The 15,063-nt window shown below is 66.9% G+C and carries 13 protein-coding genes; 5 read left to right on the forward strand and 8 right to left on the reverse strand.

What is annotated here, in order from left to right:
* Positions 1-19 precede the first annotated feature (19 nt).
* From K7I12_RS08555 to K7I12_RS08590, 8 genes are all read right to left on the reverse strand, one after another.
* Positions 20-1,225: a Gfo/Idh/MocA family protein gene (locus tag K7I12_RS08555; RefSeq protein WP_031383260.1), complete on the reverse strand. Its 1,206-nt coding sequence runs from the start codon at positions 1,223-1,225 to the stop codon at positions 20-22.
* Positions 1,226-1,251: 26 nt separating this feature from the next.
* Entirely contained in the window at positions 1,252-2,229 is a 978-nt protein-coding gene (locus tag K7I12_RS08560; RefSeq protein WP_084173380.1) for a PDR/VanB family oxidoreductase, read from the reverse strand.
* A gap of 272 nt (positions 2,230-2,501) precedes the next feature.
* On the reverse strand, positions 2,502-3,323 hold the full coding sequence (locus K7I12_RS08565; RefSeq protein WP_031383262.1) for a sugar phosphate isomerase/epimerase family protein: 822 nt from the start codon (positions 3,321-3,323) through the stop codon (positions 2,502-2,504).
* On the reverse strand, positions 3,320-5,062 hold the full coding sequence (locus K7I12_RS08570; protein ID WP_231663885.1) for an FAD-dependent oxidoreductase: 1,743 nt from the start codon (positions 5,060-5,062) through the stop codon (positions 3,320-3,322). The genes K7I12_RS08565 and K7I12_RS08570 overlap by 4 nt, the downstream gene beginning before the upstream one ends.
* A gap of 3 nt (positions 5,063-5,065) precedes the next feature.
* Positions 5,066-6,127: a Gfo/Idh/MocA family protein gene (locus K7I12_RS08575; protein ID WP_231663886.1), complete on the reverse strand. Its 1,062-nt coding sequence runs from the start codon at positions 6,125-6,127 to the stop codon at positions 5,066-5,068.
* 103 nt (positions 6,128-6,230) lie between these two features.
* The gene (locus K7I12_RS08580; protein WP_231663887.1) at positions 6,231-7,178 is read right to left on the reverse strand and encodes an AEC family transporter; all 948 of its coding nucleotides are present in this window, start codon (positions 7,176-7,178) and stop codon (positions 6,231-6,233) included.
* Positions 7,179-7,202: 24 nt separating this feature from the next.
* On the reverse strand, positions 7,203-7,985 hold the full coding sequence (locus K7I12_RS08585) for an IclR family transcriptional regulator (RefSeq protein WP_231663888.1): 783 nt from the start codon (positions 7,983-7,985) through the stop codon (positions 7,203-7,205).
* Between the two features lie 44 nt (positions 7,986-8,029).
* Positions 8,030-8,821, reverse strand: a complete 792-nt coding sequence (locus tag K7I12_RS08590; RefSeq protein WP_442908035.1) for an IclR family transcriptional regulator domain-containing protein — start codon at positions 8,819-8,821, stop codon at positions 8,030-8,032.
* Positions 8,822-9,022: 201 nt separating this feature from the next.
* Between K7I12_RS08590 and K7I12_RS08595 the strand changes: the two genes are divergently transcribed.
* From K7I12_RS08595 to K7I12_RS08615, 5 genes are all read left to right on the forward strand, one after another.
* Positions 9,023-10,360: a class-II fumarase/aspartase family protein gene (locus tag K7I12_RS08595; protein WP_031383268.1), complete on the forward strand. Its 1,338-nt coding sequence runs from the start codon at positions 9,023-9,025 to the stop codon at positions 10,358-10,360.
* Between the two features lie 162 nt (positions 10,361-10,522).
* On the forward strand, positions 10,523-11,341 hold the full coding sequence (locus tag K7I12_RS08600; protein WP_031383269.1) for a CoA transferase subunit A: 819 nt from the start codon (positions 10,523-10,525) through the stop codon (positions 11,339-11,341).
* Positions 11,341-12,111: a CoA-transferase subunit beta gene (locus K7I12_RS08605; protein ID WP_031383270.1), complete on the forward strand. Its 771-nt coding sequence runs from the start codon at positions 11,341-11,343 to the stop codon at positions 12,109-12,111. The genes K7I12_RS08600 and K7I12_RS08605 overlap by 1 nt, the downstream gene beginning before the upstream one ends.
* A gap of 11 nt (positions 12,112-12,122) precedes the next feature.
* Positions 12,123-13,340, forward strand: coding sequence for a 3-oxoadipyl-CoA thiolase (pcaF, locus tag K7I12_RS08610; protein ID WP_231663890.1), 1,218 nt, complete (start codon positions 12,123-12,125; stop codon positions 13,338-13,340).
* Positions 13,341-13,499: 159 nt separating this feature from the next.
* Entirely contained in the window at positions 13,500-14,684 is a 1,185-nt protein-coding gene (locus tag K7I12_RS08615; protein WP_231663891.1) for an alpha/beta fold hydrolase, read from the forward strand.
* Positions 14,685-15,063 lie beyond the last annotated feature (379 nt).

Here is a 15,063-nt window from a genome sequence, read left to right on the forward strand (position 1 = left end):
TGGGTCTCCCAGCCAACGCCTACCTTAGCGCAGCGCGGTGGGGCAGTCCCACCTGCTGGGAGAGCACTACATCGCGCCTGGTGGCTGCGGACTCGAGCATGCCCAGGCAGACTTCCATGGTCGCCAGGCCCCATTCGCCGGAGTGGATCGGGGCTCGGCCGTGGCGCACGGCGTCGATCAGCTCGTCGAGCACCTCGCGGCGCGGAATCGTCGGGGGCGCCAATGCCTCCAGGTAGCGCCGGGTATCGGCGTAGACCTGTACCCCCTGGGGCGAGGGGCGCAGATCGGCGTGATCGCAGGCGACCACGACGAAGCCGAAATGATTGTGGGTGATCTCCTCGAGGCGGCTGTTGGCGAGCGACAGGCCGGCGCCGTAGGTGCGGGTGTTCTTGAGTGCGGCCTCTTCCTCGGGGGTCTGTACCTGGGCGAGTCTGCGTCGGGCATGACCGTACTGGCTGGGGTCGCGTGGCTGACCGAGCTCGCCCGACCAGCCACAGAACTCGTCGCTGTCGAAGTGCGCGAAGCCGCTGTAGGTCATGGTGGCGAAGGGGCCGCCCTCGAAGCTCAGCAGGGCGCCATAAGCGCCTTCGGTGGGGCGGGCGGCATCCCAGCTGCCGGTGATGGCCCGTACGCTGCTCGCTCGACCGCCTCCCAGTAGTCGCACGATATCGACCTGATGGGCGGCCTGGCTGAAGACCACGCCGCCACCGCGTGATGTATCCAGTTCCTCGGGACGTCGCGGGCGATAGAGAAAGTCGGTGAAGTTGAGCGCATGAATCATGCGGACTGCGCCGAACTCGCCGCTGTCGATCAGTTCACGGGTACGCAGATAGGGCGTATCGAAGCTGTGGCTGTGCCCGACCATCAGCCAGCGTCCGGCCTGGCGCATGGCCGCTATCATGGCCCGGCAATCCTCGAGCGAGAGTGCCATGGGCTTCTCGACGAGGACATGCTTGCCGTGCGCCGCCGCCAGTTCGACATGCTCGCGGTGAAACTGGTGCGGTGTGGCGACGTAGACGGCTTCGACATCAGGGTTGGCGCACAGCTCGGCAACGTCGGCGTAAGTCACGGCGTCGAAATCGCTTGCGAATTGCCGCCGGGCCTCCTCTCGAGGATCGGCGGCCGCAACGAGACGAATGCCAGGGTGTGCCGCCAGGGTCGGCAGCAGCAACATGAAGCCGCGACCGAGACCGGCGATCCCGAGTCGCAAGGGCGGTGGTGTCATGGGATTCTCCGGCGAAAGCGAACGGCTCATTCTGGAAGGTCGATGATTAGTTCTTCCGAGATGGCACGCGAGACGCAGACCATAATGTTGTCCTGGTGTTCGGCCTCTGACAGCACCAGGTCGCGATGGTCTGCCTCACCTTCCACCAGGCGGGTGCGACAGGAGCCACAGGTGCCGCTTTCGCAGGAGTAAGGGACGTGATGCCCGTTGGCTCTCAACGCTTCGAGAATCGACACGCCCGCCGGGACAGGCACGGCTTCGCCGGTCTTGGCCAACCGTACGGTGAAGGGCTTGTCATCTTCCTTGCTTGCTGACTTGCGCGTGCCGAAATCCTCGAAACGCACACTCGAGGATGACCAGTGCCCCGTCATATCGCGTACGGCTTCCATCAGGCCGCGCGGACCACAACAGTAGACGTGTGCGCCCTTGGGCTGCTCGAGTACCGGCCACAGGTCGTAAGCATTATCAGGGTCACCCTGGTCATGGTGAATGATGACCTTGCCACGGTACTCGGGGCCGCTCAGCTCCTCGAGAAAGGCCGTCTGGGCGGCGTCGCGCGTTAGATAATAGAGCTTGAATGGCTTGCCGCCGGTGGCGCGCAGATGGCGGATCATCGCCATGATCGGAGTGATGCCGATGCCGCCAGCGATGAACACGTAGCGTGCCGGATTGCCCTTGAGCTCGAAGTCGTTGTGCGGGTCGGAGACCTGCAGCCTGTCGCCGGCCTGGGTCTCGTCGATCAGACTCTTCGAACCACCTGTCCCGGCCTCCTCGCGCTTGACCGCGATCACGTAGCGGTGGCGCTCTTCGGGATCGTTGCACAGCGAGTAACGACGCACCTGGCCATTGGGTACGCGGATGTGGAGATGCGCCCCGGGTGTGAATTCGGCAAGCTCATGGCCATCGGGATGCGCTAATTCGATGCGATAGATCCCTTCGGCGATCATGTCCAGCGCCGTCACTTCGAGTGCGCTCATGGGAACTTCGGCGGGAGTGCTAGCCATGGGGAAATCCCGTGTTGTCATTGATGGCACAAAATACTTTTATATCTAAGTATTTTTGAAGACCAAATGCAATCGGGGGAGCATTCGACTTTAGTCGTGCGGCTGAGGGGCGGCTCGGGCACAGGCCCAAGGCGGCGGAGCGGATAAAGTAGTGCGAAGCGACACGTCTGTGGGGAGCCGGGTTCACGGGCGCATGGGGCGATCCATGAGCCGGGAATTGCAAGGGTATTGCGGGCAACGCGCAAGGCGCTGTCGCCCAGCACGGTGTCGTTTCAGCAGATGATGTCGAGCAATCGCCGGCTGGCTGTCAGCGCCCCGCGGGCACGCTCCAGTGCGCTCACGCCGCGTTCGCGCAAGGCCTGGGTAGGGACCTCCAGGCTCAGCGGCACGTCGGGTGGCAATACCGCTAGCAGCCCGGCCAGGTCGATGTCGCCCTCGCCGGGGAAGCAACGCGCCTGGCGGGCCTGGCGAATGATTTCGTCCATCGAGTCGGGGCGTGGCCCGGCCACGTCGCACAGCTGCGCGTAGCGTATCCAGTGGCGTGGCACCTCGGCCAGCTCGTCGAGCCGGCTCCCCGAATGCTCGAAATGGAAGGCATCGACCAGCAGCCCAGCGTTGGGCCGGTTCGCCGTGGCGACGATGCGCCGGGCCTGGGACAGGTCACAAACGCCGGTCCATGGCATGAACTCGAGGTGCGGGTGTAGGCCGAAGCGCTCGGCCAGCTCGCACAGTGCGGCGAAGTTGTCGGTCAGCCGGCCCTCGTCGTCATCGTTGCCGGCGACCAGCACTTCGCTTGCGCCCAGCTCGGCACCGACTTCCAATGCCGCTGCGAAATCGCATGCGACGTCGGTTTCCGGCCTGAGACGCAGGATCTCCACATCGAGCACCGCGATCCCGGTGTCGCGCAGCCGCGCCTGGGTCCGACGGCGCAGGGCGGCGTCGGCGATCAGCGGGAAGTGATGCTCCTCGGGGGTGGCGGGGATCAACCGCAGCCCGACCCGGTCGTAGCCGGCCCGTGCCGCGACCTCGGCCATCTCGGGCGGAGAGAGTTCGAGCACGGTCAGTGCGGCCAGCGAAAAGCAACGCTCGTTCATGGTATGTCTCGCGGTTTCGGAGGAGTTCCGGCCCGGGCGTCTGCGTCGAGTCCCGCCGCGTGACGCGCGGCGATGTAGCCGAAGGTCATCGCCGGACCCAGGTTGACGCCACCCGCCGGATAGAAGCCGCCCATGATGCTGGCCATGTCGGTGCCGGCAGCGTAGAGCCCGGCAATCGGCGTGTTGTCGCCAGCGAGCACCCGGGCATGGGCGTCGGTCTCGAGCCCGGCGAAGGTGCCGAAGCTGCCGGGAACCACCTTGACCGCATAGAACGGCCCTCTTTCGATGGGTGCCACGCAGGGGTTGGGTCGATGCAGCGGGTCGCCCTGCTTGCGGTTGTAGGGCGTCGAGCCACGCCCGAATTCGGGGTCCTCGCCATGACGGGCAGGCGCGTTATACGCCTCGACGGTCGCTGCCAGTCCCGCCGCGTCGATGCCGCAGTGCGCGGCCAGTTGCTCCAGGGTACGGCCGCGCTTGAGATAGCCGCGGCGAATCCAGTGCCCGAACGGCACCGGCACCGGTCGCACGATGCCCAGCCCGTAGCGACGCAGGAAGCGGTGATCGCAGATCAACCAGGACTCGACCGGCTGGTCCTCCGGCAGTGCCTCGATCAGCGCCGCCACGTAATCGTAGTAGCCGTGGGCCTCGTTGACGAAGCGCCGGCCGTCGGCGAGCACGCCGATGATGCCCGGCTTGCCGCGGTCGATGATGTGCGGGAAATGGCCGACCCGGCCGTCCCGGTAGGGCACCGCCGAGACCGGGCACCAGGCGGCGGGCGAGGCCAAGCCGGTACTCAGCCGCCCACCGGCGGACTCGCCCAGGGTGATGCCGTCGCCATTCGCCGCTTCGGGCGGCAGCGCGAGATGCTCGCGGCCGGTCGGGGTGCGCGGGAAGTGGCGCCGGCGGCGTTTGACGTCGTGGGGAAAGCCGCCGGCGGCGAGGATCACGCCGCGGCGGGCGTGCAGCGTCTGTTCGCCGTCATGGGTTGCCACCGTCACGCCATACGCGCGGCCATCGGCCATTACCAGGCGCCTGGCCGGCGAGGCCGTCCAGGTTTCCACACCCAGCGTGTCGGCGGACTTGACCAGCCTCCCGATCAGCGCCACGCCGTTGACCCAGTGCATCGCTCGACCGTAGCGGGCGAGGTGGTAGAGATGGCGCGTCACGCGCCGGGCCACGTGCCGCGCCGAGCGCCACGAGCGGGTCACGGAGAGAAACGCCATCAGGTCCGGCCCGGCCTGGATCGGCATGCCCAGGAAGGCGGTTTCGGGCATGGTCCTGCGGATGTCCGCGACGCGCTGGCCGAGCTCGCGGGCGTCGAAGGGTGCGGCGATCACCGAGCGCCCGCCGTTGCCGGCGCCCGGCGCATCGCCATGGATGTCGGGGATGGCGTTGCCGTCGTTGAACGCGAGTGCAGTATGCGCCTGGAAGAAGTCGACCATGCGCGGCGCGGCGTCGAGGAAGGCGTCGATCCTCGTCGCGTCGAAGCGCTCGCCGAGTTCGTTACGGAGATAGGTGCGGATCGTCTCGACGTCCTCGTCGATCCCCGCCTCGCGGGCGAAGCGGTTGCGGGGAATCCACAGCCAGCCGCCGGACCAGGCGGTGGCACCGCCCAGGACGTTCTCCTTCTCCACCACGATCACCTCGAGGCCGTGATGGGCGGCGGTCACCGCGGCCGCGAGTCCGGCGGCGCCGGAGCCGACCACCACCAGGTCGCAATGGCGCTCATGCGAGGCCATGGCTCAGGCCTCCCAAGGATAGCTGGGCTGGGTTGCGCGGCCGCTCGCGGCGGCTCGTTCGACGGCGTCGATCAGTGCCAGCGTGCGGGCGGCGTCTTCGACATCGATCAGCGCCACCGCCTCGCCGCGTGCCACGGCGATGAAGTGGGCGAGTTGACGCTCCAACGCGGCGCCTGCGTCGGGCGTGATGGCTTCTTCGGCCAGCGGGGCGTGCCAGTGCGGCTCGTCGGCGTAGCGCCAGGCGCGGAGCTGGGGTAGGGCCAGCGCGCCGGCGGTGCCGGCGAGCAGATAGCAGGGCTGGCCGGACTGCTGCGGATAGACGGGATTCTCGCCGCTGGTCAGTTCCCAGCTCCACGGCGCGCTGGCGCTATCCGAGGCGTTGACGGTGCCCAGCGCGCCGTTGGCGAAGCGCAGCATCAGTGCCGCGGTGTCGGCGTAGGGCAGGCCACGCAGCCGCTGGCTGGCCATCGCCTGGACCTCGACCACCTCGCCGCACAGATGGCGCAACAGGTCCAGGTCATGAATCAGGTTGGTATGCAATAGCCCATTGCCCGGCTCGCGTCGCCAGGGCGCGGCGAAGTAGTCGTCGGGTTTGTGCAGCTGCCACAGCGCGGTGACGTTGGTCGGCTCGCCCAGCACGCCGTCGGCGAGCCACTCGTGAGCGCGACCGATCAGCGGGTTATGGCGACGGTGGTGGCCGACCAGCAGCGGTGTCGAGTGGCGACGGGCCGCGGTGACGAGCGTGGCGACTTCCTCCAGCGATACGCCCACGGGCTTCTCGATCAACGCCGGCACGCCTGCCGCCAAGCACTCGAGCGCGCTGGCGACGTGCAGGGCGTTGGGGTTGGCAATGATCGCGGCGTCGGGGCGCTCGGCGGCGAGCAGTTCGCGCGGGTCGCGATAGGCCGGCACCCCGAGTTCGGCGGCGAAGGCCCGGCCGGCGTCGCCGGGGTCGGCGATGGCGCAGAGTGTGGCGTCTGGCTGGCGGGCGATCACCGCCTGGTGCTGACGGCCCATGGTACCGGCACCAATCAAGGCGATGCGCAGGGGCTTGGAAGCGGGCATCGTGGAGCTCTCCGGAGGAGTGTCTTGCGAATTTAGAACTAAGTTCTGAAATTTGCAATGCGTACGCTTGTTCGCAAACCAGCGTTGCCTGCCGGTGCGGGCCTCAAGGAATGGGCAGCCGCTGCGCTTCGATGAGCCACAACAAGGTGCTCACGGTGACGAACGACAATAGCGTGGCGAGCATCAGCGAGGCGGTGCACAACTCGCCGTGTCCGTAGCGCTGGCCTAGGATCGGGTAGACGCTGAGCATCGGCACGCTGGCGATGACGATCGCCGCCGTGGCCAGCGCGGGATCGAGCGGCGGTAGCCACAGCAGCATCAGGAAGATGGCCAGCGGATGCAGCAACAGCTTGGCGAATACCACCTGGCTGACGTCGGAGAGCATGCCGCGCACCTGCAATCCATAGAGACTGCCGCCGACCACGAACAGCGCCGTGGGCCCTGCCGCGGTGGCCAGCATGTCGATGGTCTTGAACACCGGCTGGGGCAGCTCGAGACCGCTGACGGCGATGATCAGACCGCTGAAGATGGCGATCAGGATCGGGTTGCGGGTCAGCCGTCGCAGCGTCTTGAAAAGCGCGCTCCAGAACGAGCCGCCCTTCTGCCGGCCGGCCTCGGCCAGCGCCATGGCGGTGGGAATCAGCAGCAGGTTTTCCACCACCATGTTGAGCGCCATGGCGATCGCCGCCGTCGACCCGACGACCATGGCGGCGATCGGGTAGCCGATGAAGCCGCTATTGGCCGCCGAGGTGCCGAGGGCGAAGATCGCGCTCTCGCCGAGCGGCTTGCCGCGCAGCCGGGCGAAAACCAGCACCGCGACGAACAACCCGCCCGAACCGAGCCCATAGGCCGCCAGGTAGACGGGATTGAAGACCTCGCCGATCGGCTTCTGGATCAGCGCGCGGATAATCAGCGCGGGCAGCGCGAAGTTGATCACGAAACCGCCCAGGCTCTGGACCTGGCTCTTGTCGAGCAGGCGGAGCATCACGGCCAGGTAGCCGATACCGATCAGCAGGAAGATCGGTGTGGTGATGGCGAAGATGTCGAGCACGGCAACGTCCTTGTCGGGGGCGAGTCACTCGCAGAAAAGCTGCGATGACTGGCTGCAATGCGAGAGTTCCTCGACGGCCTGCAGCAGCTTGGGGGCCAGCTCGTGCATGCGGCTTTCGGTGAGTCGTACGCTGGGCCCGGCAACGCTGATCACGCCGATCGGGTGACGCCTGATGGGGTGGCGGATGACCGCGCCGAAGGCCGAGGTGCCCAGCGCTGAGCTGTCGACGCAGCAGGTGTAGCCGCGCTCCCGGGCCAGCGCTAGACGCTCGAGCAGCTCGGCGTCGGTGCGCGGCGCGTTGGGGCCGAAGCGCTCGGGATCGTCGCCGTCCTGTCGGGCGAGCAGGGTCAGGGCGGCGTGGTCGTCCAGGCTGGCCAGCCAGGCCTGCCCCGAGGCGGTATAGCGCAGCGGCGCCTCACGGCCCATGTCGGGGTCGTAGCGTAGCCCGGTGCGCGTGCCCTGGGCCTTGGCGATCCAGGTCTGGCGATCGCCCTCGATTACCCCCAGGCGCACCAGTTCCCCGGTCTCGGTGGCCAGCCGGTCGAGAATCGGTTGCAGTACGTCGCTGGCGCCGGTGCTGCCCAGGTAGCGAAAGCCCAGTGCAACCAGTCGGGTCGACAGCCGGTAATGGCCGGTACGGCTTTCCTGGCGGGCGTAACCCAGCCGGATCAACTCGTTGCAGATGCGGTGCGCGGCGCTCTTGGGGATTTCCAGGCGTTCGGCGAGCCGCTGTAGGGGAATGCCGTCGGGTTCGCTGGACAGGGTCTCGAGTATCCGCAGCGTGCGTTCGATCAGGCTGCCTGCCATCTATCCTTCCTTTGATGTCGACGGTTGAAGCGCGATGAAAGACCTCAACTGACCTGGATAGCGATCTGGCGGGTCTTTTCCTGCAACAGCGGCAGGAAGCGCTCGGTGAGCGTGGCCAGGTCGATGCGCGCGGCATTGGTGCTGACGTTGATCGCACCGAGCAGCGTGCCGTTGGCGTCGAACGCCGGCACCGCCAGCGAGCGCAATGCCGAGTCGAGTTCCTGATCGACGATGCAGTAGCCCTGCTGGCGAACCTGGCGCAGCCGTACGCGCAGCTCGTCCTTGTCGACGATCGTGCGCTCGGTGTAGTGCTTTAGCGTGGCCGTTTCGAGCAATGCCTCGAGTTCGGCCTCGGGCAGTTGCGCCAGCAGCACGCGACCCATCGAGGTGGCCACCGCCGGCAGCCGGGTACCCACCGACAGGGCGATCGCCATCAGCCGGTGAGGCGCCGCCGAGCGTGCCACGTAGATCACGTCGTTGTCGTCGAGCACGCCCAGCGACGACGATTCGCCGATCTGCGCGGTGATGTCCTCGAGATGCTGCTGGATCACCGTGCGGTAGTTGTTGGCCGACAGGAATGCGTAACCCAGTTGCAGGGTCCGCGGCGCCAGTTCGAAGTGGCGGTTCTGCTTGCGCACGTAGCCTAGCGAGTTCAGGGTCAGCAAAAAGCGCCGCGCCCGCGCCCGGTTCATGCCGGTCTTGGCGGCGACCTCGCTCAGGGTCATGCGCGGGTTGGCGTGATCGAACGCCAGGATGACATCCAGACCGCTGGCCAGCGCGGTAACGAAGTCCCGGTCGTCGGGACTCAGCGGTTCATCCTTCATTTGCGTCGTCATGGCGCCACGATTCCTGTGTTGCGTGTGGGAGGGAGTATTACTGAACAGTGTCTTGCCGGAACAGTATCGTGCCGGGAATCCGAGCGCGTCGGAGTCCAAAGCACATTGTCGTCGGCTCGCTGTGACTCTAGCATAGAGTTCGAATCGCGAACATGTGTCCGCCAATTCGCCATTAGTGGCATGCCAACCGGAGAAAAGCGCATGTATGACCTGCTGTTACGCCACCCCTTCATGAGCGATGCCGGGCGCGAGGCGTGCCAGGCAACGGCGCTGGTGCGGGCGATGTGCGACGTCGAGCTGGCGCTCGCCGCCGAGCAGCAGGCGCTCGGGCTGTTGCCGGCGGGCAGCGCCGAGGCGATGGCCGAGCAGCTCGACGCGGCCGACTTCGATATCGCTGCGCTGGCGCGCGATACCGCCAAGGGCGGCAACGCGGCGATTCCCTTCGTCAAGCAGGCCCGGGCGGCGCTTTCCGACGACCTGAAAGGGGCCTTTCATCGTGGCGCGACCAGCCAGGACATCGTCGACAGCGCGCTAATGCTGCTGCTCAAGCCGCGTCTTGAGCGCTGCTCGCAACTGCTCGGGCAGAGTCTCGCCGATGGCGCGGCGCTGATGCAACGTCACCGCGACACGCCGATGGTCGGGCGCACGCTGATGCAGCAGGCGCTGCCGATCACCTTCGGCGCCAAGCTCGCTCAGTGGCTGTGGGGGCTTCATCAGGCCCGCCGACGCCTCGATGAGACGATCGACAGCGGTCTCTACCTGCAGTTCGGCGGTGCGGTGGGCGTGCATTCGGGCCACGGCGAGCACGGCGTCGCGCTAATGGCCGGCATGGCCCGGCGGCTGGGGCTCAGCGAGCCCTGGCTGCCATGGCATACCGACCGTCAGCCGATCCATGCGTTGGGCTGCGCGCTGGATGGCGTCGCCGTGGCCGCCGAGAAGATCGCCCTCGACGTGGCGCTGATGACCCAGACGGAAGTCGGCGAGCTGGCCGAGCCGGCCGAGGCCGGGGTCGGCGAGTCGTCGTCGATGCCGCACAAGCGCAACCCGGTGGGCTGTGCACGGATCCGTGCCGCGGCGCGCCAGATCCACGGCGTCTTGAGCGTGCTCGCCAATGCCGGCGCTCAGCCGCTGGAGCGTGGGCTCGGCGAGTGGCACGCCGAATGGGCGCCGCTGGTGGACGGCGTGCTGCTGTTGGAGGGCGCGCTGGAAACCCTCGGCCACCTGCTCGCGGGGCTGGAAGTCAATCAACAAGCCATGGCGCGCAACCTGGCGGTGACCGGCGGGGCGATCATGGCCGAGCCGGCGGCGCAGGTGCTGCAGACGGTGATGGTCAGCGACGACGCCAAGCGGGTGGCCCGCGAAGCCAGTGAAACGGCGCGTCGCGACGGGATCGCCTATGCTGATGCCTTGCTGGCCCACGAGCGGGTCGCGGGCAGCGACATCGATGCCGCGGCGCTACGCAATGCGGTGCGACCGGAGTTATACATTGGTAGTAGCCGGGCGCTCGTCGAGCGTGTCGGCGAGCGCCTCAAGGGCTAAGAAGGCGTTTGTTTTTAAAAGCCATTTTTAGAATCCGAAGGGATAGCGACGGGCCGCGCAAGCGGCCCGTCGCGTTTGACGCGGCGCGGCGGCGTGAATTACTTTGTTCGTATTACAAACCTGTGTTCACCAAGCGAACATAACGCGTTGAGAGGCAACATCATGGCCGAATTCCTCAACCTGCATGACGCGGTGGCGCGCTACGTCGACGATGGCGCCACCGTGGCCATGGAGGGCTTTACCCACCTGATCCCGTTTGCCGCCGGTCACGAGATCATCCGCCAGGGCAAGCGCGAGCTGACCCTGATCCGCATGACCCCCGACCTGATCTACGATCAACTGATCGGCGCCGGCTGCGTCAAGAAGCTGATCTTCTCGTGGGGCGGCAACCCCGGCGTCGGCTCGCTGCATCGGCTGCGCGACGCGGTGGAGAAGGACTACCCGCATCACGTCGAGATTCTCGAACACAGCCACGCGGCGATGGCCTGCGCCTACGAGGCCGGCGCCTCGGGCCTGCCGCTGGCGGTGCTGCGCGGCTACGTGGGCAGCGACCTGCCCAAGGTCAACGACCAGATCAAGTTCATCGAATGCCCGTTCAGCGGCGAGAAGCTCGCCGCGGTACCGTCGATTCGCCCCGACGTCAGCGTGGTGCATGCGCAGAAGGCCGACCGCAAGGGCAACGTGCTAATCGAGGGCATCGTCGGCGTGCAGAAGGAGGCGGTACTGGCGGCCAGGCACAGCATCGTCACCGTCGAGGAGATCGTCGACGACCTCGACACCCATCCCAACGCCTGCGTGATTCCCGGCTGGGCGATCAGCGCCGTGGCGGTCGCCGAGCAGGGCGCCTATCCGTCGTATGCCCACGGCTACTATCCGCGCAACAACCGCTTCTACAAGGAGTGGGATACCATCGCCCGCGACCGCGATGCCTTCGAGGCCTGGCTCAAGACTCATGTGCTTGAAGCGGGAGGAGAATCCTGATGAGCAACTACACTTCCGCGGAAATGATGACCGTGACCGCCGCCCGCGCGCTGGCCAACGGCATGACCTGCTTCGTGGGCATCGGCCTGCCCTCCGAGGCGGCCAACCTGGCGCGGCTGACCCATGCCCCCGAGGTGGTGCTGATCTACGAGTCCGGCACGCTGCAGACCAAGCCCGAGGTGCTGCCGCTGTCGATCGGTGACGGCGAGCTGTGCGAGACCGCGCTGACCACCGTGTCGGTACCCGAGATGTTCCGCTACTGGCTGCAGGGCGGCAAGGTCGACGTGGGCTTTCTGGGCACCGCGCAGATCGATCGTTACTGCAACCTCAACACCACCCTGATCGGCGACTACACCGCGCCCAAGGTGCGCCTGCCGGGGGGCGGCGGGGCGCCGGAAATCGCCACCAACGCCGGCGAGGTGTTCATTACTCTCAAGCACTCCACGCGCACCTTCGTCAACGAGGTCGACTTCGTCACCACGCTGGGCTTCGGGCGCGACGGCAAGGGCCGCGACGGCGTGCCCAACATCGGCAAGGGCCCGACCCGGGTGATCACCGACCTGTGTGTGATGCGTCCCGATCCCGACACCAAGGAGCTGGTGGTCGTCTCGCTGCACCCCAGCGTGACCGCCGAGCAGGTCCAGGAAGCCACCGGCTGGAAGATCCGCTTTGCCGAGACGCTGGAGACCACCGAGGCGCCCAGCGAGAAGGAACTGAGCGTGCTGCGTGAACTCAAGGACAGGACCGACCGCCATCATGCGGGAGAATAAGGAGTATCGACATGACTGACGTCTATCTGTGTCATCCGATTCGTTCGGCGGTGGGCAAGTTCGGCGGCGCACTGGCCAGTGTGCGCCCCGACGATCTCGCCGCGGATCTCTTCCGCGCGCTGCTCGCACGGGCCCCGGATCTCGATCCGGCGGCCATCGACGACGTGATCATGGGCTGCGCCAACCAGGCCGGCGAGGACAACCGCAGCGTGGCGCGCATGGCGCTGCTGCTCGCGGGGCTGCCGACCAGCGTGCCCGGAACCACCATCAACCGGCTGTGCGGCTCGAGCATGGACGCCATCGGCACCGCGGCGCGCGCCATCCGCGCCGGCGAGGCCGAGCTGATGATCGCCGGCGGCGTCGAGTCGATGTCGCGGGCGCCCTACGTGCTCGGCAAGGCCGAGACGGCGTTCTCGCGCGGCCAGGTGATGGAGGACACCACCATCGGCTGGCGCTTCATCAATCCGCTGTTGAAAGCGCAGTACGGGGTCGACTCGATGCCCGAGACGGCGGAGAACGTCGCCGAGCAGTTCAATATCTCCCGCGAGGATCAGGATCAGTTCGCCTACACCTCGCAGCTCAGGACCAAGCGGGCCCAGGACAGCGGCCGGCTGGCGCGCGAGATCGTGCCCATCGAGATTCCCCGGCGCAAGCAGGAGCCGCTGATCTTCGATACCGACGAGCACCCGCGCGAGACCACCCTCGACAAGCTCGCCACCCTGCCCACGCCGTTTCGGGCCGCCGGCTCCAGCGTGATGGGCTCGGTCACCGCGGGCAACGCCTCGGGGGTCAACGACGGCGCGGCGGCGATGTTCGTCGCCAGCGAGGCGGCGATGAAGCGCCATAGCCTGGTGCCGATCGCACGTATCCACGGCATGGCCACCGCCGGCGTCGAGCCGCGGATCATGGGCATCGGCCCGGTGCCGGCGACGCGCAAGCTGCTCGCGCGGCTCGACATGAGCCTCGACCAGCTCGACCACATCGAGCTCAACGAGGCCTTCGCCTCGCAATCGCTGGCCTGCCTGCGCGAACTGGGCATCGCCGACGACGACCCGCGCGTCAACCCCAATGGCGGGGCGATCGCGCTGGGTCATCCGCTGGGCATGTCCGGCGCGCGCATCATCACCGCCGCGGCCCACGAGCTTGCGCTCAGCGACAAGCGCTTCGCGTTGTGCACCATGTGCATCGGCGTCGGGCAGGGGATAGCGACCGTGATCGAGCGGATTTAAGAGAGGGAAGAAAGAAGAGGAAAGACGGAAGAGATGCATCATCGCGCCGTCGCGACACGAAGTGGCGCTCTTCCACCTTCAAGGGCGTAGCCCGTTCTTCCATCTTTCGGGATATCGCGCCGAGGCATCCGCCAAGGCGCTTACGATTGGAGAAGCCTTATGGCATTTCTCGACATCAACGGCCGCAGCGTCGCCTATCGCCTGCTGGGCAGCCAGGCCAACCCGCTGGTGATGCTGGCGCATCCGCTGGGCATGACCCAGGCGGTGTGGGACGACCTGTTGCCCCGGCTGTTGCCGCGTTACCGCGTGCTGACCTGGGACCTGCCGGGGCACGGTGCCAGCCAGGCCTGGCCCGAGCGGGGCGGCGACATCACGCCGGTCGACCTGGCGCTCGAGGCGCTGGCCCTGGCGGATCACGCCGGCGCCGGGCGCTTTCATTTCGTCGGTACCTCGATCGGCGGGGTGGTCGGCCAGCGGTTGCTCGCCGCCCACGCCGAGCGGCTGCTGTCGGCGACCCTGACCAACACCGGTGCGGTGATCGGCAATGCCGAGCTGTGGAACACCCGCGCGCGTCGCGTGCGTGACGAGGGCTTGGCGGCGATGGCCGAGGAGATCGTGCCGCGCTGGTTCGCACCGGCGCTTGTCGAGGCCGACCCGGCACTCAAGGCCGGCTGGTGCGTGCAGATGGGCCGCGGCGACGACGAATCCTACGCCCGGCTGTGCGAGATGCTGGGCCGCGACACCTTCACCGGCCGGTTGCACGCCACGTCGGTCAATATCCAGCTGCTGGGCGGCAGCGAGGACCTGGCCACGCCGCCGGCGACCCTCGAGGCGCTGGCCGGGGAGTGCGATGGCGCGCCGCTGGAGATCTTCGACGGCGTCGGCCACGTGCCCTCGGTGGAAGCGCCCGACCGGCTGGCGGCCGCGCTGCTGGCAACGCTCAAGGTGGATCTGGGCGAGGCCGGCGAACGCGGCGTCGATTACGCCACGGGCCTGGAGACCCGCAAGCAGGTGCTCGGCGAAGACCACGTGGCGCGGGCCTCGAGCAAGGCGACCAGCCTGGATGCGCCCTTCCAGCAGATGATCACCCGGCTGGCCTGGGGCGAGCTGTGGAGCAACGGCGACCTGACTCGGCGCGAGCGCAGCATGATCACCACCGGCATTCTCGCCGCGCTGGGCCGCGAGGAACTGGAACTGCACCTCAAGACCGCGCAGCGCATCGGCCTGTCCGAGGCCGAGTTGCGCCAGGTACTCATGCATGTCGCCGTCTATGCTGGCGTACCGGCCGCCAATCATGCCTTTGCGCTGGCCAAGCAGTTGGGCTGGGGCGAGACGTCCTATTAATCGCTCACTTCGGCAAGTGGGAGGGCACTAACAGGCTTATTTGCGGATAGTTTCTAAGTCATCTCTTGGAAAGCGAATCTTGTACTAATCGATGCTCAATCGCAGAGAATGGCGTAGCACCACCTCGGCGGTTGGGTTGTCGTTTAGCAGCAGGCCACGTTTCCTATGGGGTTTAAATAAAGGGCTCTTCGTCGTTGGGTGTGAAATTCGTCCCTTGAACGGGGCCAGGATATGACCTCCACATGGACAGGAGGCAGGACATGAACGGCACGCAGATTCTGACCCTTGGCCTGGGCCTTGAAGCACCTTGGACTCTCAAGGATCAGCACCTGGATACTGCCGTGTCACCTCACCGTCTGGACCTCCATGTCGAAGCCGA

Origin of the sequence: Halomonas sp. IOP_31, from assembly GCF_021151495.1 — a bacterium.
Lineage (GTDB): Bacteria > Pseudomonadota > Gammaproteobacteria > Pseudomonadales > Halomonadaceae > Modicisalibacter > Modicisalibacter zincidurans.

What these genes read in the sequence shown, in the direction of transcription:
- K7I12_RS08555 (WP_031383260.1), bottom strand. Translation starts at nt 1,225, where the DNA reads ATGACACCACCGCCCTTGCGACTCGGGATCGCCGGTCTCGGTCGCGGC.
- K7I12_RS08560 (WP_084173380.1), bottom strand. Translation starts at nt 2,229, where the DNA reads ATGGCTAGCACTCCCGCCGAAGTTCCCATGAGCGCACTCGAAGTGACG.
- K7I12_RS08565 (WP_031383262.1), bottom strand. Translation starts at nt 3,323, where the DNA reads ATGAACGAGCGTTGCTTTTCGCTGGCCGCACTGACCGTGCTCGAACTC.
- K7I12_RS08570 (WP_231663885.1), bottom strand. Translation starts at nt 5,062, where the DNA reads ATGGCCTCGCATGAGCGCCATTGCGACCTGGTGGTGGTCGGCTCCGGC.
- K7I12_RS08575 (WP_231663886.1), bottom strand. Translation starts at nt 6,127, where the DNA reads ATGCCCGCTTCCAAGCCCCTGCGCATCGCCTTGATTGGTGCCGGTACC.
- K7I12_RS08585 (WP_231663888.1), bottom strand. Translation starts at nt 7,985, where the DNA reads ATGGCAGGCAGCCTGATCGAACGCACGCTGCGGATACTCGAGACCCTG.
- K7I12_RS08590 (WP_442908035.1), bottom strand. Translation starts at nt 8,821, where the DNA reads ATGACGACGCAAATGAAGGATGAACCGCTGAGTCCCGACGACCGGGAC.
- K7I12_RS08595 (WP_031383268.1), top strand. Translation starts at nt 9,023, where the DNA reads ATGTATGACCTGCTGTTACGCCACCCCTTCATGAGCGATGCCGGGCGC.
- K7I12_RS08600 (WP_031383269.1), top strand. Translation starts at nt 10,523, where the DNA reads ATGGCCGAATTCCTCAACCTGCATGACGCGGTGGCGCGCTACGTCGAC.
- K7I12_RS08605 (WP_031383270.1), top strand. Translation starts at nt 11,341, where the DNA reads ATGAGCAACTACACTTCCGCGGAAATGATGACCGTGACCGCCGCCCGC.
- pcaF (WP_231663890.1), top strand. Translation starts at nt 12,123, where the DNA reads ATGACTGACGTCTATCTGTGTCATCCGATTCGTTCGGCGGTGGGCAAG.
- K7I12_RS08615 (WP_231663891.1), top strand. Translation starts at nt 13,500, where the DNA reads ATGGCATTTCTCGACATCAACGGCCGCAGCGTCGCCTATCGCCTGCTG.